This is a genomic window from Testudinibacter aquarius (assembly GCF_004342725.1).
In the GTDB taxonomy this organism is placed as follows: domain Bacteria; phylum Pseudomonadota; class Gammaproteobacteria; order Enterobacterales; family Pasteurellaceae; genus Chelonobacter; species Chelonobacter aquarius.
The window spans coordinates 76115-101683 of sequence record NZ_SMCP01000007.1; the positions used below are offsets into that span (position 1 = coordinate 76115).

Consider the following 25569-nt stretch of genomic DNA (forward strand, 5'->3'; position numbering starts at 1 on the left):
ATATTTTAATGCGTATATTTTTATAATGTGTTATACCGCCGCCCGAACACCCAACATATGGCAAATCGCATAAGTCAGTTCCGAGCGGTTCAAGGTGTAAAAATGGAAATCTTTCACGCCCTCGTTGGATAACACTTTCACCATATCGATGGCGATGCTGGCGGCAACCAGGTTGCGTGTAGTTTGATCGTCTTCGAGGCCTTGATACATTTTCGGCATCCAACTTGGCACTTTCACATTGGTCAGGGTGGCCATTTTTTGCAGTTGCTTGAAGTTGGTGACCGGCAGAATGCCCGGCACGATTTCCACATCAATACCCACCGCCACACAGCGATCACGGAAGCGCAAATAACTGTCTACATCAAAAAAGAATTGCGTAATCGCACGGTTTGCGCCAGCGGCGACTTTTTCTTTTAAATGTAATAAATCCGCTTGTGCCGATTTGGCTTCAGGGTGTACTTCGGGGTATGCCGCCACTGAAATATCAAAATCCGCCACCTCTTTTAACAGCTTCACTAAATCTGAGGCATAGAACGGCTGTTTGGCATAACCGGGCGGCTCATCGCCACGCAAGGCAACGATATTGCGAATGCCGCTGTCCCAATAATCCTGCGCAATCACACGCAACTGATCCGGCGTGGCGTCGATACCGGTCAAGTGCGGTGCCGCAATTAAGCCGGTGTCTTGTTGAATTCGTTTGACAATACCGTGGGTACGGTCGCGCTCCCCGGAGTTTGCACCATAAGTAACGGAAACAAATTTCGGTTTCAATGGGGCTAAACGATGGATTGAGTCCCACAACAGGGTTTCCATTTTTTCATTTTTTGCCGGAAAAAACTCAAAGGAGACATTAATTTCACCATTTAAATTGGCAAGGGAATGATTTAAGTGATCAATTTCTTTAGCGTAGCTCATGAAGTGTTCCTTTTATATTTTATTTTAGCCGTCTAGATGGTTAAACTTTATCTGCTTTCCTGTATAAATGCAATATCACAATTTTCATATTTAGCATGAATTTTGCTAATGTAAAGAAGCGTTGTGGGGTTTAATTTTTTCTACCTGTTTTCATTATAATGAAAATAATATCGAAAATGTGCCAAAACTTTCATTATACTGAAAACCCAAGTAGATCCTACCGCACTTTTATTTGACAAACCTTATCCCCAAACCTATGCTTTGAGGAATTTCAATCGAATTTATCAATGGAAAGTTAGCCTATGTCACACGCTCAAACCGCACTTGCACCAACGCCGCTCGAACAAGCCCTTGCCCAACGGATTCTGATTTTAGACGGGGCGATGGGGACGATGATCCAACAATATAAACTGACGGAAACGGATTTCCGTGGTGAGCGGTTTAAAGCGAGCAAGATTGATTTGCGTGGCAACAACGATTTATTGACCTTAACCCAGCCGTTGGTGATTAAACGTATTCATGAGCAATACTTGGAAGCCGGAGCGGATATTATTGAAACCAATACCTTTAGTTCAACTACAATTGCGCAAGCGGATTACGCCCTTGAAGCCATTGCTTATGAACTGAATTTTGCCGGGGCAAAACTGGCACGTCTTGCGGCGGATCAGTATAGCACGGCGGACAAACCGCGCTTTGTGGCAGGGGTATTGGGGCCAACCAACCGCACCGCTTCGATCTCGCCTGACGTGAACGATCCTGGTTTTCGCAATGTCACCTTTATGCAGTTAGTGGAAGCGTATGCAGAAGCCACTCGAGGCTTGATCAACGGTGGAGCAGATCTGATTATGATCGAAACCATTTTCGATACGCTGAATGCCAAAGCGGCGGTGTTCGCCATTGAAAGCGTGTTTGACGAATTGGGCGTGAAGCTGCCGATTATGATTTCGGGCACCATTACCGATGCTTCAGGACGCACCCTGTCAGGACAAACGACGGAAGCGTTTTATAACTCGCTGCGCCACGCCAAACCGCTCAGCTTTGGCTTGAACTGTGCCTTAGGCCCGAAAGAATTGCGGCAATATGTGGAGCAGATGTCAAAGATCAGTGAATGCTATGTCTCTGTTCATCCTAATGCAGGCTTGCCAAATGCCTTTGGCGGCTACGATTTGGGGGCGGAGGAGATGGCAGCACAGCTGAAAGAGTGGGCGGAAAGCGGCTTTTTGAATATTGTCGGTGGCTGTTGCGGTACCACGCCTGAGCATATCAAAGCCTTTAGTGAAGTGATGAGCGGGATCAAACCACGCCCGTTGCCGCAGTTGAAAACCGCCATGCGATTGTCGGGCTTAGAGCCGCTCACCATTGATGAAAACAGCCTGTTTGTGAATGTGGGGGAACGCAATAACGTGACCGGTTCTGCCAAATTCAAGCGTTTGATTAAAGAAAATAAATTTAGTGAGGCGATTGAAATTGCCATTGACCAAGTGGAAAACGGTGCGCAAGTGATCGATGTGAATATGGACGAAGCCTTGCTTGATTCGCAAGCCTGTATGGCACGCTTTTTAAATATCATGGCGACCGAACCTGATGCGGCAAAAGTGCCGGTGATGATTGACTCTTCCAAATGGGAAGTGATCGAAGCAGGGCTGCAATCTATTCAAGGCAAGGGCATTGTCAACTCCATTTCCCTTAAAGAGGGCGAAGAAAAATTTATCACACAAGCCAAATTGGTGCGCCGTTATGGAGCAGCAGTGGTGGTGATGGCGTTTGACGAAGTGGGACAGGCGGATACCGAACAACGCAAGGTAGAGATTTGTACCCGAGCTTATCGCATTTTGGTGGATCAACTGAATTTTCCACCGGAAGATATTATTTTCGACCCGAATATTTTCGCCATCGGCACCGGTATTGAAGAGCACAATAACTATGGTGTGGATTTTATCAACGCCACCGCACGGATTAAACAAACCCTGCCGTTCGCCAAAATTTCAGGAGGGGTGTCGAATGTGTCCTTTTCCTTGCGTGGCAATAATTTAATGCGTGAAGCGATCCATGCTGTGTTCCTCTATCATGCAATTAAAGCCGGGATGGATATGGGTATCGTCAATGCCGGGCAGTTGGCGATCTATGATGATCTTGATGCGGAGTTGCGTGATGTGGTGGAAGATGCGGTGCTCAATCGTCATGCCGATTCTACCGATCGTCTGTTGGAAATTGCGGAAAAATACCGCAATCAAGGTGGCGAGCAAGAGGATACCAGCGTTGCCGAATGGCGCACTTGGGACGTGACCGAGCGCTTAAAACACGCGTTGGTGAAAGGCATCACCAACTTTATTATTGAAGATACGGAAGAGGCGCGCCAGCAATTCAGTTCGCCGTTGGAAGTGATTGAAGGGCCGTTGATGGCAGGCATGGACGTGGTGGGCGATTTATTCGGTGACGGTAAAATGTTCCTGCCGCAAGTGGTGAAATCCGCACGGGTGATGAAGCAATCCGTCGCCTATTTAGAGCCGTTTATCAACGCCACCAAGCAGAAAGGATCGTCCAGTGGCAAGGTGGTGATTGCCACCGTAAAAGGCGATGTACACGACATCGGCAAAAACATTGTAAGCGTGGTGCTGCAATGTAATAACTTTGAAGTCATCGATTTGGGCGTGATGGTGCCGGCGGATAAAATCATCGAAACCGCACTTCAAGAAAAAGCCGACATTATCGGCTTAAGCGGATTGATCACCCCGTCACTGGACGAAATGGAATATTTCTTGGGCGAACTCACCCGGTTGAAGCTGAATATTCCGGTGCTGATTGGCGGGGCGACCACCTCGAAAGAGCATACCGCAATTAAACTTTACCCTAAATACGCCCATGAAGTGATCTACACCACCAATGCTTCCCGTGCGGTGACGGTATGTGCCGCGCTGATGAACCCAGAAAGCAAAGCGGAATTGTGGCAACGCACGAAAAAAGAGTACGAGAAAATCCAACACACCTTTGCTAATCGCAAACCTGCTCGTAAACAGTTAAGCATTGAGGAAGCCCGATCCAACCGTTTTGAGCCATTTGCTGGCGAATGGGCGGATTACCAAGTGCCACAACCAAAGCAAACCGGCATTGTGGAATATAAAAACGTGCCGATTGCCACCCTCCGCCAATTTATCGACTGGTCACCGTTTTTCCGTTTATGGGGCTTAATGGGCGGCTATCCGGATGCCTTTGATTACCCGGAAGGCGGCGAAGAAGCGCGCCGTGTGTGGAATGACGCACAAGTGATGCTCGATGAATTTGAGCAAAACGGCAAATTAAATCCGAGCGGTATTATGGGGATATTCCCTGCCTATCGCACCGGAGATGATATTGAAGTTTATCAAAATTCCGACCGCACTTTAGTGGCAAGCAAAGCCTATCACCTACGTCAACAAGGAGAACGGGGCAAAAACAGCAAAAGCCCGTATAACCTGTGTTTAAGCGACTATATTGCCGATCGAGCAAGCGGTCAGCAAGACTATTTAGGCATGTTTGCGGTTTGTGCCGGGGTGGAAGAACATGCTTTAGTGGACGGCTTCAAAGCCGCAGGCGATGATTACAATGCGATTTTGCTCCAAGCCATAGGCGACCGCTTAGCGGAAGCTATGGCGGAATATCTGCATTTTGAACTCCGCACCAAAGTGTGGGGCTATTCCGATGAAACCTTTGATAATCAAGGCTTAATCGCCGAAAACTACCTCGGCACCCGCCCCGCTCCCGGCTACCCAAGCTGCCCGGAACACACCGAAAAGCAACTGATTTGGGATTTACTCGAAGTAGAACAACGCATCGGCATGAAACTCACCGAAAGCTACGCCATGTGGCCCTCCGCCTCTGTCTGCGGTTGGTACTTCACCCACCCCGCCAGTGAGTATTTTACACTGGGTCGCATTGATGAAGATCAGGCGAAGGATTATGCCGAGCGTAAGGGGTGGAGTGAGAGAGAAATGGTGAAGTGGTTAGGGGTTTCGATGAAGTAGAAAATTGTTACATTATATAGAATACCAAAGTGATTGTTCAGGAGTGAAATATGAAAATTAGTAATATAAGAATTAAAAATTTTAGAAAACTAAAATCGTGCTCTATTAATCTTTCAAATAAAGAAACTTTATTTGTTGGAGCAAATAATAGCGGTAAAACATCAGCTATGCATGCATTAATGTTCTTTCTTGGTAATAATCATAGTAATTTCAGAATTACAGATTTTCCTATGGACTATTGGAATGATTTAGATCGTATAGGGGAATCTTGGATAGAAGATAGTGTTAATAAACATGAGGGTAATACTCTAGAAGAATGGCGAAATTATTGTCCTAGCTTATATATAACTTTATCTGATATTACAAATTACGATCTGCCTAAAATTAAACATTTAATACCAGATTTATCATGGAATCAAACATTAGATTTAAATGTTTGTCTTATCTATCAACCTGAAAATTTTAATAAATTTAAGTTGGAATTTATAAAGTATATTACAACAATAAGATCTTTAAATGTTAAAGAAAATAATATTCCACTACCTAACTCTATGAAGGAGTTTTTATCTGAAAAAATAAATTATTATTTTAAAATAAAATATTATTTAATAAATCCATTAGATCATTCTATTTCATATCCATTAGAAAAATTCCCCTTTGATGGTATTTTTAAGTTAAGTCTTATACCTGCACAAAGAAAATTTGCAGATTCTACCGATGTAGATTCTGGAAGCAATAATTTGTCCGATCAACTAAGCCTTTTCTATAAAAACCATTTAAATCCCAGAGAATTACCATCTCAAGAAGATATTAATGTCTTGATAAATATTAATGAGTTACAAAGTACATTAACATCTCAATTAAATGATAGTTTTAAGGAGTACTTGGATTCATTAAAATCTTTAGGTTATCCAAGCACCAACTATGATCCTGAAATTAGACTTGAAAGTTTTATAGATAGCTCCGAAGTTCTTAAACAAAATACTAAAGTGAAATTTGGAAATCAAGATAATTTATCTTTACCTGAGGAGTTAAATGGTTTAGGTTATAGGAACCTAATTTATATTTTCTTTAAATTATTAGCATTTAAAGCAGAATGGTTGAAAATAGGAAAATCTTATTTAAAGGATGAAATTCCTATTCAGCCTATTCACTTGGTTTTAATTGAAGAACCAGAAGCTCACCTACATTCTCAAGTACAACAAGTTTTTGTTAAAAAAGCTTACGAAATATTAACTACAAACCTGATTGAAAACCAACATCTTACAGCACAATTAGTCATTAGTACACATTCTAGCTATATTATTCATGAAGTAGGGTTTGATAATCTACACTATTTTAAAAGGACTAGAGATGATGATAGCCTTTATTCTGAAGCCATAGATCTTTCTAATATTTTTAATGAGGATTCTAAAGAAAATAAAAGATTTGTTTCTCGATACTTGAGAACTGTTCATTGTGATCTATTTTTTGCAAATGCGATTATTTTAGTCGAAGGTTCAGCGGAAAAAATGCTATTGCCTTACTTTATACAACATAATTTTTCTGAGCTAAATTCGAACTATATTTCTATTCTAGAAGTAAATGGCTCCCATGCACATAGATTTAAACCTCTTATTGAGGCATTAGGCGTTCCTTGTTTAGTGCTTACAGATCTAGATCCTGTTGATCAAAATAAGAAAAAAACTATACCTAAAAGAGGGCTATCTCAAAAATCTAGCTGTGATAACTTGACTAAATGGCTGTCTTTATCAAATAGAGATTTAGATTGTATATTAAACCTTAAGGATGAAAAAAAAGTTATAGGTAATACCTTTATTTCTTATCAAGTGGAAATTTCAATAAATTGGAATGGTAAAGATATCGACGTTATTCCATATACATTTGAAGATTCTATATTTTTTACCAATCTAGAGTTATTTAAGAATGCTACAAAAATGGAAAATACAACAGGAATGCTAAAAAAAATGCATAAGGCTACTCAAGAAAAAAATATAGATGACGTTTGTGAAAAAGCTTTTGACGCTTTAAATGTTCAAGGAGGTAAAGCACAAATGGCATTAGATATTTTATATTCATTTGATCCAAATATAGAAGATGAGAAATTTAAAGTGCCGAATTATATTGAAATAGGTTTTAACTGGCTTGCTAAACAATTAAAGTAAAGGGAGAGGCAATATGAATAATGTGGATGATGAAATTTATTCCTATGTAACCGGAAATCCGCCAAAAAGTTTTCTTCTCTTTGCTGGTGCAGGATCAGGTAAAACAAGGACATTAGTGAATGTATTAGAAAAAATAAAAAAAGAGCATGGGGGTAATTTATTCAGAAAAGGCCAGAAAGTAAAAGTAATTACTTTTACAAATGCTGCTTGTGAAGAAATAAATCATCGACTTCAATATGATTATACATTTAGTGTGTCAACTATTCATAGCTTTTCTTGGGAGCTTATAAAACCATTTACAAAAAATATAAAAGAGTTTTTAGAGAAAAAGCTAAATAATGATATTGATAATTTACAAGATAAAATAAATAAAGCAAGAAATAATAATTCTAGAGAAAATTATCAGAAAGATTTGAGAAAAATACAAGCTAGATTAGAGAGTCTGGAAACTATAACTAGTTTTATTTATAGCCCTACAGAAGTTTTGATTGGAAAAGGTACGCTTAATCATTCAGAGGTTATCTCAATTTTGGCAAAATTTATGAAAGAACACTCGTTAATGCAAGATATTTTGATTAGCCAATATCCTATTCTTTTTATTGATGAATCCCAGGATACACAAAAAGAATTGTTAATTTCTTTAATTGAAACCCAAAAAGCGAACTCAAAACAATTCTGTTTAGGATTATTTGGAGATCTAACTCAACAAATCTATTCAAGTGGCTATCCTGAATTAGCTATAAGTTTGCCACAAGATTGGGGAAGACCTTATAAACAAGATAACTATAGATGTTCAATTAGAATAGTTGACTTAATTAATAAGATTGGGAAAGATAGTAGTGAAAATTTTATACCCCAAATTGCAAGAAAAGATGAAAAAGGAACTGTAAGACTATTTATTCTTAATAGCGATATTAAAGATAAACGAGAAAAAGAACAATGTATTAGAGAACAAATGTCTTTAATATCTTCAGATCCTCACTGGAATAATATTAGAAATGTAAAAACTTTAGTTTTAGAGCATGCCATGGCTGCCAAAAGGTCTGGATTTGAAAAATTTTTCTTACCTCTATCTAAAAATAATATTATAAGAGATAATTTACTACAAAATACAGGGGCCTGTGTGCAATTTCTTTTATATCAATTTTTACCTTTACTTGAAAGCATTCAGGAAAATAACTCTTTCACTTTAATGAGGATATTGGAAAAATATTCTCACAGAATGGATAAAAGTAAGATAGAAGATAATTTTATTTCGTTTAAGAAAGACGTAGAAGATTTTTACTCTTTAGTAAGAGATGATAATACATTAGAAAATATATTATCATATATCTATAATAAAGATATATTGGAAATACCAGATGATATTAAGAATGGTTTAAACTTTGATAAGCAATCTTATGAAATAGATGATAAGGATTTTTTATGGAATCAAGCATTAAAAGCTAGTTTAGATCAACTTAAAAAATATAGTTTATATGCTAAGGGAATATTAAGTTTTGGTACTCATCAAGGAGTGAAGGGGCTAGAATTTCCTAGAGTAATGGCTATATTAGATGATAGTGAAGCTAATGGATTTTTATTTAAATATAATAAGTTAATGAGAGTGGAAGCACTTAGTGATACAGACAAAAAGAATATTGTAAGTGGTAAAGATAATGTTTTATCGAGAACCGCTAGATTATTTTATGTTATTTGTAGTAGAGCAGAAAAGTCTCTAGTCGTGGTGGCATATACTAGTGATATTGCGACTTTAAAAGAAAAAGCAGTAAACTCGGGGTGGTTTGCTGAAGATGAGATTGAAATAATAGCAGAGTAGTCCAACTTGTTAGTAATAATATAATTATTACTAGCTATTTTTATTAAAAAATCTTTAGCGCACATGATCTTATGGTATTTGGTTAAACCATTATGAACTGCTAATTTACGTTTAAGCCAAAGATTTTAATAATTCAGGAAAACCAATGACCAACGATCCGTTTAAAGATTATATCCGCCATATCGAACCAAGCAAGAAACAAAAAGGCTATGCGTGGCAGACGGCGATTGGGTTGCAAGATGTCGATGGCTTGCAGCCCCCTCGTTATTTGCGTGAAATGGCGATTAAGCATATTGACGGGAAGATTTCCATTGAAACTGCGGAACAGTGGATTAGTCAATATTATGCGGCTCAACCAACGCTCGATGAAAGCCGTACGGAAGAAGCGGATAAGGTTTCGGTACAAATCGCTAAGTTGTTGTCTGAGCCGGCATTTTCTTTTAACGTTAGCCAATATCTTGCTATTCATAAACAGCTGTTTACGGGAATCTATCCACATGCAGGGAAAATACGCCACTATAATATCAGCAAAAAAGAGTGGATTTTAGACGGTGAAACGGTGGTTTATGGTGCAGCTGCCGAGTTACAAGCAATGTTGGAATACGATTTAGCTCAAGAAAAAATATTTAGTTATAAAGGGTTATCAATTGATACCGTAATTGAACATTTAGCTATTTTTATTGCACGATTATGGCAAATTCACCCCTTTGAAGAAGGCAATACTCGTATAGGTGCGGTATTTTTACTGAAATATTTAAAAACGTTAGGCTTTGATGCCAGTAATGATATTTTTGCTGAAAATGCGTGTATTCAACTACAGAATATTTGGTGCGTTTTTTGCGTAATCTACTGTTAGATGAAGAAAATTTGTTGAATAATAGAGAGTTACATATCAGCAATTCATAGCTCCCAAATGGCACAAGTTAAAAACTTTCGCCAACAATGGAAGTATGTATTTCCTACCCCTCCCTACACTCCAACCAAGGCACTTTTGTTCCGTTGATATTTTTATAGTATGTGGAGCTGTGTTCACGGGCGATTAAGTCAATAGAATATCCTTGAATTGGGTGGTAAGAACGATACATGACTTCAAAACGTGAGCTGCGGGCATTGAGTGGAACATTAGCAATATGATCAAAAGGTTCTGCTTTGCCACCGTCTAGCTGAAAATAGATGCCGAAATTGTGTTTTAAACGGCTTTCTCGCCAAAGTGGAAAATAGGTCGATAAAAAGGATGTGCCGCCGGTTTCAAAGTTATTACATGAATAAAAGTAACGCTTGTAGTCGGCGACATTAGAAAGTTCGGCTTGGCTGATAGTGTTTTTCAGATAACCGGTCTGCACTTTTTTGCCGGCTGAGAGGTGCAGGTAAATAAGGTTGTAATGGTTAAAGTGAATAAAATCAGTTTACGTTTTTTCATTATACAGCCCTAAAGTGCGGTCAAATTCACCGTACTTTTTTAAATTTAACTCGCCACCTGTTCAATCAATAGATCCAGCCCAACCTGATCATAGGCTTCAATATCTTGATCGTTATTCTCATTAATGATCAAATCATTGAGCGCAAGACAGCCGTGGGCTTGCAGTTTGTTTTTGGTGAAATTGGAGCGGGCGGCGGAGCTTTTGTTGTTTAGGTTAATCACGCCGATGGTGGCACCATCATCGCAACGGTGTTTATTGATAAAAACCAAGTTATAACCGCGATTCGCGGATATAGCCGGTTTTGCTGATGGTGGCATTGAACAAGCCCGAGCCAACGGTTTCAACGCCTTTAGTGGCGAATGGGCGGATTACAACGTGCCACAACCGAATCAAACCGGCATTGTGGAATATAAAAACGTGCCGATTGCCACGCTGCGCAATTTATCGACTGGTCACCGTTTTTCCGCTTATGGGGCTTAATGGGTGGTTATCCTGATACCTTTGATTACCCGGAAGGCGGCGAAGAAGCCTGCCGTGTGTGGAATGACGCACAAGTGATGCTCTATGAATTTGAGCAAAATAGTAAATTAAATCCGAACGGTATTATGGGCATTTTCCCTGCCTATCGCACAGGTGATGATATTGAAATTTATCAAAATTCCGACCGCACTATGCCTAGCGAAAAGTAATAGCGAAAAAGAGTCATAGTCCAGAGAATTGTGTTTAAAATTAGCACACTCGTCGTTGTAATCTTCATCAATAGTCCCACTATTGATTTCGGCTTACGCTTAGATTGCGCTAATTTTAAACGACAACTCAAAATATAAATAAAGATCAATAGACCCTAATAAAAATAATAAATAGACATTTATAATGTGTAATTATTGTACTAACCAATTATTGGTTAGTACAATAAATCATCGAACTATTCTAACAGATCAAACAATTGAGTTTTTTTATTGAGTTAAGTGAACTCAAGTGTGGTTTATTCCGCTTTATTATTAGTAAAAACCTGCCAATCGGTCTGCTTTAACCATTTACTGCTGAGTGTACCGGCGGTTATCGCACCATTGACGTTAAGTGCGGTTCGGCCCATATCAATCAACGGCTCGATTGAGATCAGTAACCCGACTAAAGTCAGCGGTAAACCCATGGTTGAAAGTACTACAATCGCAGCAAAGGTAGCGCCGCCGCCGACACCGGCAATGCCGAAGGAGGAAATGGTGACAATTGCGATTAATGATAAAATAAATTGCGGCGCCAGCGGATCAATTCCCACCGACGGTGCAACCATAAACGCGAGCATTGCCGGATAAATCCCCGCGCAGCCGTTTTGTCCGATGGTGGCGCCAAAGGTCGCCGAGAAGTTAGCAATTGTGCCGGAGTTACCCAGACGATTGGTTTGGGTTTCAATATTCAACGGAATGGTTGCTGCACTGGAACGTGAGGTGAAAGCGAACAGTAAGGTCGGTAGTACTTTTTTATAATAGCTGAGCGGATTGATACCACTGAGTCCCAACAACACGCCGTGTACTATAAACATCACCGCAATCGCCAGATAAGAAGCGATAATAAAATTCAGTAAATTCAGAATATCGGTCAGGCTAGAAGTTGCCGCCATGCGCGTCATTAGTGCCAGAATACCGTAAGGTGTCAGGTTGATGATGATTCGAACCAGGCTCATCACCAGCTTATTCAAGCTTTCAGTGCCTTGTGAAATACGCTCGGCAATGTCTGCATTATCTTTGCGCAGGCGTAATGTAGCGATCCCCAAGAATGCGGCAAAAATCACGGTGCTGATAATCGAAGTCGGATTGGCACCGGTCAGTTCGGCAAACGGATTGCGTGGAATAAAAGAAAGTAACATTGAGGGAATGGTTAAATTAGCGACTTGATCCACACGTCCTAAAACCCGTTCTTGTGCAGCGGCTTCACGGGCACCTGCAATTAAGCCATCGGCGTTGAGGTTGAATAAAATGCTAAATCCAATACCGACCAGCGCCGCAATTGCGGTAGTAAACAGCAAAACGCCTAAAATACTGAAACTGATTTTTCCTAACGAGCCGGCATTGTGCAATTTGGTGATGGCGGATAAAATCGAGACAAATACCAGCGGCATCACAATCATTTGCAGCAAGCGAACATAACCATTACCGACCAGATTGATCCAGTCAATAGTTTGGCTGACCGCACTTTGATTATCGCTGTATAAATTTTGTAGTACCACGCCGGACAGTAATCCCAATACCAAAGCAAGCAACACTGTCATCGACAAGCTGTTACCGCGCTTTTTAAACCAGTAGAGTGTGACTAGCAGGGCAGCGAATACGACTAAATTCAATAGTAGAGAAAAAGTCATGAGAAACTCCGTTTATAAGGTTCAATAATGTTAATAGCATAGTCGTTTGTAATAAAAAGACAAATTAAAATAATAGATAAATTATTCCAATCTGTTATAACAATCGTGAAGGCGATGGTTTTCTCTGCATATTGTTCAAAAAGTTAACAATCAGCTTTTTATCCCGAAAAAAAACTTGTGACCTCAGATGAAAATCGCTATGATAGCGCCACTTCAAAATGCGACCGTAGCTCAGTTGGTTAGAGCACCACCTTGACATGGTGGGGGTCAGTGGTTCGAGTCCACCCGGTCGCACCATCACTTTTTCAGTGAAACAACATACCTACTTCAACAAAGTAGTGTATCAAAATAAAGCGGGAATAGCTCAGTTGGTAGAGCACAACCTTGCCAAGGTTGGGGTCGCGAGTTCGAGTCTCGTTTCCCGCTCCAATTTTTTGTAATAATTATATTGCCCGAGTGGTGAAATCGGTAGACACAAGGGATTTAAAATCCCTCGGCTTTCGGGCTGTGGCGGTTCAAGTCCGCCCTCGGGCACCATTTGCAAGTATAATACAGTCAAGAAGATAGTCGCTTGTCTCATTAAGAGAAAGCGGCTTTTTTATTTCTTATATACCGCACTTTTATTTTAGTGGCGTGTGGTGGTGGCTGAATTTATCTGTTACGGGGTAATATCATCCAACAAGCTGCCTTTGGCGGCATTCAGATACTGCACCATAGACCAGACAGTCAAAATTGCCGCCAGATAGAGGGCAACGGTTGCAATCTGTTCCATCAACGGATTATAGCGCCATAACAGACCGACTAAGGACGCCATTTGCGCTGTGGTTTTGAGTTTTCCCCACCAAGAGACTGCTACTTTGTTGCGATCACCGATTTCTGCCATCCACTCTCTTAAGGCAGAGATAATAATTTCTCGCGAGATCATCACGATAGCCGGAATAGTGACCCAGAAGCTGTGGTAATGTTGTACCACCAAAACCAGTGCGGCTGCGACCATCACTTTATCGGCAACTGGATCGAGAAATGCACCGAAACGGGTGGTTTGTTTCCATCGTCTTGCTAAGAACCCGTCAAACCAGTCGGTGATTGCGGCAATTAAGAATAAAAGTGCGGTCAAAAACGGTGCCCATTTAAACGGCAGGTAAAAACAAACGATAAAAAACGGGATTAAAACAACCCGAAATAAGGTGAGGAAGGTCGGTATATTCAATTTCATGGCGGCCTTATCATGAAATATGTGATGGCAGAATTATGCTTATTCTAACGTAAATAAGCTAAAGGGTAAAATAAAAAGCGTCTATGGATCAAATTATCAACAAACATCAACAGACCCTAATATTTTACCCCCATTAGCCATTAAATTTCAGTGGTTTCCGCTAAAAAACCACCACTTTGATGCGACCAGAGTTTGGCGTAAACCCCGTTTAGAGCAAGCAATTCTTGGTGAGTACCTTGTTCGATGATTTGCCCTTGATCCATCACAATCAGCCGATCCATTGCGGCAATGGTGGATAAACGGTGAGCGATGGCGATAACGGTTTTATTTTCCATTAGCTTTTCAAGATTTTCCTGAATTGCAATTTCCACTTCGGAGTCCAAGGCACTGGTGGCTTCGTCCAACAGCAGAATTGGGGCATCTTTCAGCATAACGCGTGCGATGGCAATACGTTGGCGTTGCCCGCCGGAGAGCTTGACGCCACGTTCGCCCACGTGGGTATCGTAGCCGGTACGTCCGTGTGAATCGTGCAAGTGCGGGATAAATTGATCGGCGGCAGCTTGTTGAGCCGCTTTCAGAACCGCACTTTCATCTACATTCGGGCGGCCATAGATGATATTGTCACGCACTGAGCGGTGCAACAGCGAGGTGTCTTGAGTAACCAGACCGATTTGTGCACGCAGGCTCTCTTGGGTAACGTCTTTCACATTTTGTCCGTCAATCAAGATTTGCCCATTGTCGATATCATAAAAACGCAACAGCAAATTGGTGAGGGTGGATTTGCCTGCACCGGAACGCCCGACCAAGCCCACTTTTTCGCCCGGCTTAATGTGCAGATTGAAATCTTTCAGCAAAGTGCGGTTTTCGTCATAGTTAAAATTGACGTGATCAAAGCGGATATCACCACCACGAACTTCCAGTGGTTTGGCGTGTTTGCTGTCCACTACGGTGTGTGGTTTGGAGAGTGTTCCCATGCCGTCTTGTACGGTACCGATATTTTCAAACAGTCGGGCTGATTCCCACATGATCCAATGCGATAGGCCGCTGACACGCAGTGCCATTGCAGTTGCCGCAGCGACCACACCCACATTAATTTGCTCTAAAGTCCATAGATAGACACATAAACCGGCAGTTGCGGCGACCAAAGAGACATTCAGAATGTGGTTGCAGACTTCCAGTTTGGTGACCAAACGCATTTGTGCATGCACGGTATACATAAATTCTTGCATCGAGGATTTGGCATAGTTTGATTCGCGTTCACCATGGGAAAACAGTTTGACCGTAGTGATATTGGCGTAAGCATCGGTGATGCGTCCGGTCATTAATGAACGGGCATCGGCTTGTTTGTTGGCGGTGTCAGCGAGTTTTGGCACAAAATAGAACATCACGCAACTGAACAAGAAAATCCAGCCGAGAAACGGCAACAGCAGCCAGCCGTCGAACTGAAACAAAATGACTCCGGAAGAGATGAAATAGACCGCCACATACACCACCATATCGGTACAGGTGATCACGGTGTCACGCACTGCAAGTGCGGTCTGCATCACTTTGGCTGAGACTCGCCCGGCAAATTCATCTTGATAAAACGACAGGCTTTGTCCCAACATCAAGCGGTGGAAGTTCCAACGCAATCGCATCGGAAATACCCCTTGCAGGGTTTGAAAACGCACACTGCACAGCAACCATAACCAAAATGCACTACTGATTAAAAACAGGATAATTGTCATGAAGCTGCCACGTTTTTCCGCCCATAGCGTATTGGCAGAGTAAGTCGCCAGCCAATCGACCAGCAATCCCATAATTTTGAACAGCATAGCTTCAAAAATACCCATCCCGACGCAGAGAATAATCAATGCCAACAACCACCAGCGTAAACCATCCAAGCCGGACCAGATAAAGCTGAATAAATTGTTTTTTGGGGTGACTGGTGCTGAGGACGGATAGGGATCGATCCGTGCTTCAAACCATTCGAATAATTTTCTCATTTTATTAAAACTCTTGTGTTAACTTCGGCTTAATTTACTTGTTTAAATTGAATTTGCTGGGTGTCAGTATAATCGCTGTCGTCATCTTGCCACTGAATAGGCTTCAATGGTTCATTATCAAAAGCGATATCGCCTTCTACCCCTTGTAGCAGTTCACCGCGACGAATATTTTTAAAATCAAACAGTTTTGGATCACAAAGATGTGACGGCGTGACATTTTGCAGCGCACTAAACATGGTTTCGATTCTACCGGGGTATTGCCGATCCCATGTTTGCAGCATCTCTTTTACCACTTGGCGTTGCAAATTCGGCTGTGAGCCGCATAAATTACATGGGATAATCGGGAACGCTTTGGCTCTGGCATATTTTTCAATATCTTTTTCTTTGCAATAGGCTAACGGGCGGATCACAATCTGTTTACCGTCATCGCTGATCAGCTTTGGCGGCATACTTTTCAGCTTACCGCCGTAAAACATATTTAAAAATAGCGTTTCCAACATATCGTCACGATGGTGTCCTAAAGCGATTTTGCTGGCACCCAGTTCTGTTGCAGTGCGATATAAAATGCCTCGCCGCAGCCGGGAGCAGAGCGAGCAGGTGGTTTTGCCTTCCGGAATTTTCTCTTTTACGATGCCGTAGGTATTCTCTTCGACAATATGGTATTCGATACCTAATTGGCTTAAATAATTAGGCAGCACATCTTCTGGAAAGCCCGGTTGTTTTTGGTCCAAATTTACGGCCACAATCTCGAAATCAATCGGCGCATTCAGGCGTAAGTTCAGCAAAATATCCAGCAAGGTATAACTGTCTTTGCCGCCGGAAAGGCATACCATCACTTTATCGCCGGCCTCGATCATATTGAAGTCGGCAATCGCATTGCCTACGTTACGGCGCAAACGTTTGTGTAGTTTATTGAAATTATAGGTTTGTTTTTTAGACTGTTGGCTAGGTTCAACAGTGGATTCAGTCTTGCTCATGATTATTAAAGTGCGGTTTGGGTGAATAAAAATCAGTGCATAGGATAATGGCTAATGCGGGGAAATGCTACTTTTTTATCAATAGACCCTAGACTGTAAAATTGATTAAACCTGCAATAAAAATAAATTTATTTACAGTATAATTTTATTCCATTTCTTTTAATCTTCGATTTATTCAGGTTATGCAACGCTTTCATTCACTTCTGCGCTTGGTTTTAGGATGTTGTTTCTTGACAATTCCGCTGTTCGGTTTGGCGATGTCTTCAGATGGTACTTTGACAAAAACTGAAATAAAGCAAGCTGTCATAACACAAACGCACTGTTTATTGTCAGCAGTTGTCTCTGGCAAACAGCAAGTTGTTGCTGAAATTTTACCTGGGCAGTCAGTGTGGTTGAATAGTGTGTTGAAAGGGCAAAACAGCACCCAATTTGGACAGGGCGCTGCGATGTTGGCGCCGAGTTGTCATGTTGGTGCAGCACCCGGCAAAAGCAACGCTATGCCGGAAGAGCATACACCCATGCAAGGTTATTTGGTGACCAAAGATAACGTGCGGTTATATGCCGATAGCCGCCGAGATTCAGCGGTGGTTGCTGAGCTGAAACCGCACTTGCGCTATCCGTTTGTGGCAGAGCAAGACGGTTGGTATAAAGTGCGGTTTGGGGGCAAAACGCTTTTTATTGCTGCCCCTGATGTAGAAAAAGATCGTGGCATTGCGGTGTTAACCTACCATCATTTATTAAAAAATGCTGAAAACCGCTATTTTCGGCAAACATCAACGACGACATCAGTCACGGCATTCGAGCAGCAAATGGCATTGCTGAAACAGCAAGGTTACCGTACAATTTCACTCTATGATATCGAAAATTATCTGAACGGTAGTGCTCATTTTTCTGATAAATTGATCAGTATTACCTTTGATGACGGCTTGGAATCGGTGTATCGTTATGCTTTTCCAATTTTGAAAAAATATCGCTTTAATGCCACCATTTTTGTCATCTCGTCGCGGATGAAATATACTTTAGCGCCTTGGGATCCGAATCAATTGCAGTTTATTACCCGAACGCAATACCAACAGATGCAGCCGTTGGTGGATCTACAATCGCACACCCATTTTTTGCACCGGTTATTGAAAAAACAACCGATTATGCTGCGCCGTTCTTTGCACAATATGCTGGTTGATTTTCAGCGTTCAATTCAAGTGCTGCATGAGTTCAACCCCAAAGTACGGTATTTGGCTTATCCTTACGGCAGTTATACTTCTCTTGCCAAAAAAGCGGCTGAACAGGCTGGCTTCCAGTTGGCGTTCAGCACGCAAATCGGTAAAGTCAATTTTGGTGATGATCGCTATCAACTAAAGCGAATTTATCTGTTGAAAGAAGATAACCCACAACAAATTCTTCAGAAATTAGCCCAATAATAGCCACCGATTGAGCCTCGATCGGTGAGCATATTCTAAAGTAGACGTGCTGTATGTTTTTGTTTTTCGTTATTGAAATTCACCCGGCAGAAAACATTTTAATTTTTTCCAACCCTATCTTAAAACCTCAGACAAATATTGAATAACGAGATGAAATTGTTATTGAATAAATAATTAGAGGTTCATCACAAACTGATAACAATACCCTTTCTAAAAATAATAATATTCGCTAGATTATCGCTAAATTTTCCAAAAGGAAAATTCAGGGTGTTCGTTTGGTGATTATTTTACTAGCGTATGGAGAAATTCAAATGGAAAGATCGCTTAAAGCAGCTTGTATTGGCGAGTTTTTAGGAACTGGGCTGTTGATTTTTTTTGGTGTAGGTTGTGTGGCTGCGCTCAAAGTGGCGGGCGCAGGATTCGGGCAATGGGAAATCAGTATCATGTGGGGGATGGGGGTTGCTTTAGCCGTTTATGCGACTGCCGGTGTTTCAGGGGCACATTTGAATCCGGCAGTAACGATTGCGCTGTGGAAATTTGCTTGTTTTGATGGGAAGAAAGTGCTGCCTTATATCCTGTCACAAATCGCCGGTGCCTTTTGCGCAGCCGCTATGGTCTATTTTTTATACCGTAACTTATTTATCGAATGGGAAACAGTCAACAATGTTGTACGGGGTAGCAAAGAAAGCCTGAATTTAGCGGGCACATTCTCGACCTATCCGCATCCGCAACTGGGTTTCATGCAAGCGTTTGCAGTAGAAATGGTGATTACTGCGGTGCTGATGGCGCTGATTTTAGCGTTGACCGATGATGGTAATGGCTTACCAAGAGGCCCGTTAGCACCATTATTAATCGGGATCTTGATTGCGGTTATTGGTGGTTCTATGGGGCCGCTGACCGGTTTTGCGATGAATCCGGCACGGGATTTTGGTCCTAAACTGTTTGCTTATCTGGCGGGTTGGGGTGACATTGCTTTCACCGGCGGACAGCCAATTCCGTATTTTATCGTGCCGATTGTCGCACCGATTGTTGGTGCATGGATTGGTGCATATGCTTATAACCGATTGATTAATAAAAACTTACCTTGTAATTGCAAAAATTGATTAACCTCTTTATAAAAAGGACTCGATTATGACTGACAAAAAATACATTATTGCCCTAGATCAAGGCACTACCAGTTCCAGAGCGCTGATTTTGGATCATGATGCTAATGTGGTGAGTGTGGCACAGCGTGAATTCACTCAGATTTATCCTCAAGCCGGCTGGGTTGAACACAATCCGATGGAAATTTGGGCAACGCAAAGTTCGACATTGAATGAAGCGGTAGCCATGGCGGGGATCACCTCAGACATGATCGCCGGTATCGGGATCACCAACCAACGTGAAACCACGATTGTGTGGGAAAAAGAGACGGGCAAGCCGGTGTACAATGCGATTGTATGGCAGTGCCGTCGCACCGCAAAAATTTGTGAACAATTGAAAGCCGAAGGGCATGAAGAGTACATTAAAGCCACGACCGGTTTGGTGGTTGACCCCTATTTTTCCGGCACTAAAGTGAAATGGATTTTGGACAACGTCGAAGGTGCACGTGAAAAAGCTGAAAAAGGCGAATTACTGTTCGGCACCGTAGATACTTGGCTCGTGTGGAAATTAACTCAAGGGCGGGCGCATGTCACCGATTATACCAATGCGTCGCGTACCATGTTGTTCAATATTCATACCATGCAGTGGGACGAAAAAATGCTGGAAATTTTAGGCGTTCCGCGTGCCATGCTGCCTGAAGTGAAAAAATCCTCAGAAATTTACGGAGAAACCAATATTGGCGGTAAAGGAGGCGTGCGGATTCCGGTGGCAGGAATGGCGGGCGATCAGCAAGCCGCACTTTATGGGCACCTGTGTGTGAAAGCCGGTATGGCGAAAAACACCTACGGCACAGGCTGTTTTCTACTAATGAATACCGGTGACAAAGCGGTGCGTTCGCAAAACGGATTGCTGACGACCATTGCCTGTAATGCCGACGGTTCGCCGTGTTACGCACTGGAAGGATCGATTTTTATGGGTGGTGCTTCGATTCAATGGCTGCGTGACGAGTTGAAAATTGTACACGACAGTTACGATTCCGAATATTTTGCGCAAAAAGTGCCGGATAGTAACGGGGTTTATGTGGTTCCGGCGTTTACCGGCTTGGGTGCACCTTATTGGGATCCGTATGCACGTGGTGCGATCTTAGGGCTTTCCAGAGGTGCGAACCGCAACCATATCGTGCGCGCCACGTTGGAATCGATCGCGTATCAAACCCGTGATGTTTTGGATGCAATGCAATCAGATTCTGGAGAAAAATTGCAAAAATTACGTGTTGATGGCGGCGCGACTGCAAATAACTTCCTAATGCAATTCCAATCTGATATTCTTAACACCCTTGTTGAGCGTCCAAAAGTGAAAGAGGTGACCGCACTGGGTGCAGCTTATCTGGCGGGATTGGCAACGGGCTTCTGGAAAAATCTGGATGAGTTGAAAGATAAAGCAAGCATCGAGCGGACTTTTGCACCGGATGGCTGCGAAGAGAAACGCACGCGGCGTTATAATGGTTGGAAAAAAGCCGTGAAACGTGCGCTTGCTTGGGAAAATGAGGAAGAGTAATTATCTTCCAGTCACTATTAATAATAAGAGAAAATTATGCCATCAATTGATATTTTGGGCTATATTGCAACCGCCTTTGTTGCCGGTTCGTTTTTATTAAGCTCGATGTTACACCTGCGAATCGTCAACTCCATCGGCGCAATGTTATACATTGTGTACGGCGTGTTGATTGCCTCTACGCCGGTGATTTTATTGAATGTGTTTATTACCGCAGTGAATGTTTATCAAATTGTTAAACTGAAACGCCGATAATAATTCGCATCAATGTGTCAAGAATTAACCTCGTTGCTGTGTTTGGCAATGAGGTTTTTCTTTTTTCAGGTTAAGGAAATCCAACGGATAAAGAAATTTGCAATTTAGTAACATTTCTTAGACAATAAATCGTTTTTACACGGCGGATAACCGCTCAAATACTTTCCTTGATTGACAAAGTTTGTAAAATCAAGGTGTTATAAAACTTTTAAAGGAAATTATCATGAAAAAATGGATTGCGATTATTATTGTTGCCGTGATTGCCGGTTTTACATTAATGAGCAGCTATAATGGTTTAGTGCGTGCCGAGGAAGAGATTGATTCTGTTTGGGCAAATGTGGAATCGTCTTATCAGCGCCGTGCTGATTTGATCCCGAATATTGTCAACACCGTACAAGGACAAGCCAATTTTGAACGCGATACCTTAACCGGCGTGATCGAAGCCCGTTCCAAAGCGTCACAAACTAAAATTGACCCAACCAATATGACTCAGGAGCAGTTGAATCAATTCCAGCAACAGCAAAATTCCGTCGGTTCGGCGTTATCCCGTTTGTTGGTGACGGTTGAACGTTATCCTGAATTGAAAGCACATGAAGGTTTTATGAATCTGCAAGCGCAATTGGAAGGCACCGAAAACCGGATCAACAAAGCGCGTAATGATTTTAATGCGGCAGCTAAAACCTATAACAGCTATGTGCGTCAGTTCCCGACCAAATTTGTTGCGATGATTTTCGGTTTTAAGGATAAGCCGTATTTCCAAGCAGCAGAAGGTTCGCAAAACGCACCGACAGTGAATTTTAATTAATCTAAAAAGAGCGGAAGGTTATGCCATTATTTGCCAAGTCGGCGATTGATTCCTCGCTGGTCGAATCTGCCATTCAGCAACTGGAGTTGCAGACATCGGCGGAAGTGCGAGTGTATATTGAAAAAAATGCCAAGTTGCAAGACTTGGCACAAAGCACCAATCCGATTATCGCCCGTGCGCAGCAGATTTTCACTCAGCTGGAAATGCAACAAACGGCGGCGAATAATGGCGTATTGATCTATGTTGCCTTGAAACAACGCCGTTGTGCCGTGATTGGCGACAGCGGCATTCATCAGTTTGTGAACGATGATTTTTGGCAACGCTGCTGTGATGTGATCACCGCGCAGGCAGCACAAGGCAATTTGACCAAAGGCATTATTGCTGCGTTATATCTGCTGGCGGAAAAATTGTCACTCCATTTTCCACGTCAAGCGGACGACATCGATGAATTGCCGAACGAGGTGATTATTGATGAATAACTTTTTTGTTCGGCTACGTTATCAGTTAGGTTATGTGCTGACCGCACTTTGCCTATTTTTCAGCGTCAATGCAGTGGCAGTTGAGTTGCCGGCATCGCCGAATCCGTTTCGTTATGTCAGTGACTATACCAATGTGCTGACGGCGGCGCAGCAAAATGCGCTAGAAAACAAACTGGCGGCTTACGGCAAACAGACCAGTTCGCAAATTGCGTTGGTAATTTTGCCAACGGTTGGGGATAACGAGATCGCTGAATTTGCGTTTGCGCTGGTTGATAAATGGGGCATTGGACGCAAAGGGCTGAATAACGGTGTGTTGATGCTGATTGCCTTGAACGATCGCAAAATCTTTATTGCACCGGGACAAGGACTGGAAGGTGCACTGCCCGATGCGCTGTTGTCACAGCTGATTCGTAATGAGATCACCCCGTATTTTAAACAAAATAATTACTATCAAGGGATCAATAATGGGCTTGACTCGATTATTGCCGCCAGCAAAGGTGAATATGCACCACAGCCGGTTGAACAAGGCAATCTACAAGACTTGATCCCTGTGGGGTTTGTGATCCTTTTTATTCTGTTTGTGGTGGTTAACAGAATAGCGAACAATTATGTCACTCCGACCAATAACCATACCATCGGGCGCAACGGACAAGTGCTGCGTCGCAGTCGCAACCGCAGTGGTGGAGGATTTGGCGGCTTCGGCGGTGGTTTTGGAGGCGGAAGCGGCAGCGGTGGTGGCTTTGGCGGAGGCGGCGGTGGTTTCGGCGGTGGCTCTTCCGGTGGCGGTGGTGCCGGCGGCAGTTGGTAACGCAAAAGCGGTAAATTCAATTCCGCTTATTGAGTTAACACAGTGCTGTGATACAATCAGCCATCATTCATTTACAAGCAGGGAATCGCCCTGCTTTTTACTGAGGTCAGCATGGAAACATTAGATAAGATCAAACAACAAATCAGCGAAAACCCGATCCTTCTGTATATGAAAGGCTCGCCAAAATTTCCGTCGTGCGGCTTTTCCGCACGCACTGTGGAAGCCCTGATCCATTGCCAAGTGCCATTTGGTTATGTGGATATTTTGCAAAATCCCGATATTCGCGCTGAGTTGCCGAAATACGCCAACTGGCCGACATTCCCGCAATTGTGGGTAGAAGGCGAATTGGTTGGCGGTTGCGATATCGTGATGGAAATGTTCCAACAGGGCGAATTACAGCCGATGTTAAAACAAGTCGCAGACAAATATGCGACAGAACAAAAAACAGAAGCATAAATATACCGTGTAAAACAGTTCTCTCTTTTTTACTCCATTCAAACCGCACTTTGACTGTTATCATCCGATAACAGAGTAAAGTGCGGTTTTTTTATTTTCAATATTTCTCCAATTGATTAATGATTGTAAATTGTTTTGCTAACGTTTAAATCGCAGGCGTATGATTATTGCGACTTTATTAATCAATACAAGGATAAACAAAATGAAAAAATCCCATGATGTTTTAAATGATCCGTTCCTGAATAAAGGCACTGCTTTTACTTTGGAAGAGCGAGCAAAATTGGGTTTGACTGGTTTGTTGCCGGCTTGCGTGCAAACGCTTGAAGAACAATCCAATCAGGCTTATGCCCAATATCAGAAGAAAGACTCCAACATCGAAAAACGCCATTTTTTGATGGAGATTTTCAATACAAACCGCACTTTATTTTATGCGTTGTTTAGCCGTCATGTGGTTGAATTTATGCCGATTGTTTATGATCCAACCATTGCTGAATCGATTGAGCGCTATGACGAACTGTTTGTTGATCCGCAATATGCGGCGTATTTATCGATCAATGAACCGGAAAATATCGAGGCAACGCTGAAAAATGCGGCGAATGGACGCGATATCAAACTGATCGTTGCAACCGACGCGGAAGGTATTTTAGGTATCGGCGATTGGGGCGTGAATGGCGTTGATATTTCCGTCGGCAAACTGATGGTTTACACTGCAGCGGCAGGAATCGATCCGAACAGCGTATTGCCGGTGGTGTTAGATGTCGGCACCAACCGTGATCAGCTGCTCAATGATCCGTTGTATTTAGGCAACCGTCACCAACGGGTGCGCGGTGATCAATATTATCAATTTGTCGATCAATTCGTACAAAAAGCCGAAGCCCTGTTCCCGAAACTGTATCTGCACTGGGAAGATTTCGGACGCTCGAATGCGGCGAATATCCTGAACAAATACCGCGATAAAATTGCGACCTTTAATGATGATATTCAAGGTACCGGTATCATCACGTTGGCGGGGATTCTGGGCGCATTGAATATTTCCAAACAAAATATCACCGACCAAACCTATATGTGCTTCGGTGCGGGCAGTGCCGGTGCCGGTATCACCACTCGGATTTATCAAGAAATGCTGCAACACGGCTTAAGCGAAAAAGAAGCGCGTGCCAAATTCTATATGGTGGACGTGCAAGGCTTGTTGTTTGATGATATGGATGACTTAACCCCGGAACAACGCCCATTTGCGCGCAGCCGTGCCGAGTTTGCCAACAGCCACGAATTGACTTCGCTGGAAGCAGCAATCAAAGCCGTGCATCCGACAATTCTGGTCGGGACTTCCACCTGTGGCGGTGCCTTTACTGAAACGCTGATTAAAGAGATGGCGGCGCACACCGAACGCCCGATTATTTTCCCACTCAGCAATCCGACCGAATTAGCGGAAGCGACCGCGAAAGATTTGCTGACTTGGACCGACGGCAGAGCCTTGGTGGCAACAGGAATTCCGACCGACCCGGTGGAGCTGAACGGGGTCACTTACGAAATCGGACAGGCGAATAACGCCTTGATTTATCCGGGCTTAGGTTTGGGGGTGTTGGCTTCACAAGCACGGATTTTAAACGACACCATGATCTCAAAAGCGGCACACTCCTTGGGTGGTTTGGTTGATCCGAGCAAAGCGGGCGCGGCGGTGTTGCCACCGGTGTCGAAATTAGTCGAATTTTCACGCACCGTTGCCAAAGGTGTGGCGCAAAGTGCGGTTGATCAGAAACTGAATAAGCATCCGATTGCCGATCTGGATAACGCCATTGATGAATTGAAATGGATTCCGGAATATCAGGATCTGACTAAATAATAGGAGCATG

The 25569-nt window shown here is 42.6% G+C and carries 19 protein-coding genes, 3 tRNA genes and 2 pseudogenes; 17 read left to right on the top strand and 7 right to left on the bottom strand.

Going from position 1 to position 25569, the window contains the following annotated elements:
- Window positions 1-30 precede the first annotated feature (30 nt).
- Complete coding sequence (gene metF, locus EDC16_RS08550) at window positions 31-915, bottom strand: methylenetetrahydrofolate reductase (RefSeq protein WP_132967408.1); 885 nt, start codon at window positions 913-915, stop codon at window positions 31-33.
- A 302-nt stretch (window positions 916-1217) separates the two neighbouring features.
- Here metF and metH point away from each other — a divergent pair, with 302 nt between their 5' ends.
- From metH to EDC16_RS08570, 4 genes are all read left to right on the top strand, one after another.
- On the top strand, window positions 1218-4916 hold the full coding sequence (metH, locus tag EDC16_RS08555) for a methionine synthase (RefSeq protein WP_132967410.1): 3699 nt from the start codon (window positions 1218-1220) through the stop codon (window positions 4914-4916).
- Between the two features lie 50 nt (window positions 4917-4966).
- On the top strand, window positions 4967-7081 hold the full coding sequence (locus tag EDC16_RS08560; protein WP_132967412.1) for an ATP-dependent nuclease: 2115 nt from the start codon (window positions 4967-4969) through the stop codon (window positions 7079-7081).
- Between the two features lie 13 nt (window positions 7082-7094).
- Window positions 7095-8900, top strand: a complete 1806-nt coding sequence (locus EDC16_RS08565; RefSeq protein WP_132967414.1) for a UvrD-helicase domain-containing protein — start codon at window positions 7095-7097, stop codon at window positions 8898-8900.
- A gap of 145 nt (window positions 8901-9045) precedes the next feature.
- Window positions 9046-9756 (top strand): Fic family protein, encoded by a 711-nt coding sequence (locus EDC16_RS08570; RefSeq protein WP_232517203.1) that lies wholly within the window; start codon window positions 9046-9048, stop codon window positions 9754-9756.
- Between the two features lie 103 nt (window positions 9757-9859).
- On the opposite strand, the pseudogene EDC16_RS08575 reads toward EDC16_RS08570, so the two are convergent.
- Together EDC16_RS08575 and EDC16_RS08580 are read right to left on the bottom strand one after the other, a co-directional pair.
- A pseudogene (locus EDC16_RS08575) lies at window positions 9860-10320 on the bottom strand (hypothetical protein).
- A 45-nt stretch (window positions 10321-10365) separates the two neighbouring features.
- Window positions 10366-10638, bottom strand: a complete 273-nt coding sequence (locus tag EDC16_RS08580; protein WP_176551989.1) for a hypothetical protein — start codon at window positions 10636-10638, stop codon at window positions 10366-10368.
- Here EDC16_RS08580 and EDC16_RS12935 point away from each other — a divergent pair.
- Window positions 10637-10992: pseudogene (locus EDC16_RS12935) on the top strand (vitamin B12 dependent-methionine synthase activation domain-containing protein); the annotation flags it as partial. The gene EDC16_RS08580 and the pseudogene EDC16_RS12935 sit on opposite strands and share 2 nt — an antisense overlap.
- Before the next feature lie 314 nt (window positions 10993-11306).
- On the opposite strand, the gene EDC16_RS08590 reads toward EDC16_RS12935, so the two are convergent.
- Window positions 11307-12680 (bottom strand): L-cystine transporter, encoded by a 1374-nt coding sequence (locus tag EDC16_RS08590; RefSeq protein WP_132967416.1) that lies wholly within the window; start codon window positions 12678-12680, stop codon window positions 11307-11309.
- Between the two features lie 220 nt (window positions 12681-12900).
- On the opposite strand from EDC16_RS08590, the gene EDC16_RS08595 reads away from it, so the two are divergent.
- From EDC16_RS08595 to EDC16_RS08605, 3 genes are all read left to right on the top strand, one after another.
- A tRNA-Val gene (locus EDC16_RS08595) sits at window positions 12901-12977 on the top strand.
- 56 nt (window positions 12978-13033) lie between these two features.
- Window positions 13034-13109 (top strand) — tRNA-Gly (locus EDC16_RS08600).
- Between the two features lie 21 nt (window positions 13110-13130).
- A tRNA-Leu gene (locus EDC16_RS08605) sits at window positions 13131-13217 on the top strand.
- 121 nt (window positions 13218-13338) lie between these two features.
- Here the strand turns inward: EDC16_RS08605 and pgsA are convergent.
- From pgsA to ttcA, 3 genes are all read right to left on the bottom strand, one after another.
- Complete coding sequence (gene pgsA / locus EDC16_RS08610) at window positions 13339-13896, bottom strand: CDP-diacylglycerol--glycerol-3-phosphate 3-phosphatidyltransferase (protein WP_132967418.1); 558 nt, start codon at window positions 13894-13896, stop codon at window positions 13339-13341.
- A 140-nt stretch (window positions 13897-14036) separates the two neighbouring features.
- A complete protein-coding gene (locus tag EDC16_RS08615; RefSeq protein ID WP_132967420.1) occupies window positions 14037-15881 on the bottom strand; it encodes an ABC transporter ATP-binding protein in 1845 nt (614 codons plus the stop codon).
- Between the two features lie 29 nt (window positions 15882-15910).
- On the bottom strand, window positions 15911-16858 hold the full coding sequence (gene ttcA, locus EDC16_RS08620) for a tRNA 2-thiocytidine(32) synthetase TtcA (RefSeq protein ID WP_132967422.1): 948 nt from the start codon (window positions 16856-16858) through the stop codon (window positions 15911-15913).
- A gap of 230 nt (window positions 16859-17088) precedes the next feature.
- Between ttcA and EDC16_RS08625 the strand changes: the two genes are divergently transcribed.
- The 9 genes from EDC16_RS08625 (at window position 17089) to EDC16_RS08665 (ending at window position 25559) form a co-directional block, all read left to right on the top strand.
- Window positions 17089-18276, top strand: coding sequence for a polysaccharide deacetylase family protein (locus EDC16_RS08625; protein ID WP_157330422.1), 1188 nt, complete (start codon window positions 17089-17091; stop codon window positions 18274-18276).
- A 311-nt stretch (window positions 18277-18587) separates the two neighbouring features.
- Window positions 18588-19379 (top strand): MIP/aquaporin family protein, encoded by a 792-nt coding sequence (locus tag EDC16_RS08630; RefSeq protein ID WP_132967426.1) that lies wholly within the window; start codon window positions 18588-18590, stop codon window positions 19377-19379.
- Between the two features lie 28 nt (window positions 19380-19407).
- Window positions 19408-20916 carry a glycerol kinase GlpK gene (gene glpK, locus EDC16_RS08635; protein ID WP_132967428.1) on the top strand — a complete coding sequence of 503 codons (1509 nt, stop codon included), beginning with the start codon at window positions 19408-19410 and terminating at the stop codon, window positions 20914-20916.
- A 36-nt stretch (window positions 20917-20952) separates the two neighbouring features.
- Window positions 20953-21168 carry a YgjV family protein gene (locus tag EDC16_RS08640; RefSeq protein ID WP_132967430.1) on the top strand — a complete coding sequence of 72 codons (216 nt, stop codon included), beginning with the start codon at window positions 20953-20955 and terminating at the stop codon, window positions 21166-21168.
- Window positions 21169-21391: 223 nt separating this feature from the next.
- Window positions 21392-21973 (top strand): LemA family protein, encoded by a 582-nt coding sequence (locus EDC16_RS08645; RefSeq protein WP_132967432.1) that lies wholly within the window; start codon window positions 21392-21394, stop codon window positions 21971-21973.
- 20 nt (window positions 21974-21993) lie between these two features.
- Window positions 21994-22452, top strand: coding sequence for a TPM domain-containing protein (locus tag EDC16_RS08650; protein ID WP_132967434.1), 459 nt, complete (start codon window positions 21994-21996; stop codon window positions 22450-22452).
- Window positions 22445-23260, top strand: a complete 816-nt coding sequence (locus EDC16_RS08655) for a TPM domain-containing protein (protein ID WP_132967436.1) — start codon at window positions 22445-22447, stop codon at window positions 23258-23260. The genes EDC16_RS08650 and EDC16_RS08655 overlap by 8 nt, the downstream gene beginning before the upstream one ends.
- 111 nt (window positions 23261-23371) lie before the next feature.
- Window positions 23372-23716 (top strand): Grx4 family monothiol glutaredoxin, encoded by a 345-nt coding sequence (grxD, locus tag EDC16_RS08660; RefSeq protein ID WP_132967438.1) that lies wholly within the window; start codon window positions 23372-23374, stop codon window positions 23714-23716.
- 202 nt (window positions 23717-23918) lie between these two features.
- Window positions 23919-25559: a malolactic enzyme gene (locus EDC16_RS08665; protein ID WP_132967440.1), complete on the top strand. Its 1641-nt coding sequence runs from the start codon at window positions 23919-23921 to the stop codon at window positions 25557-25559.
- Window positions 25560-25569 lie beyond the last annotated feature (10 nt).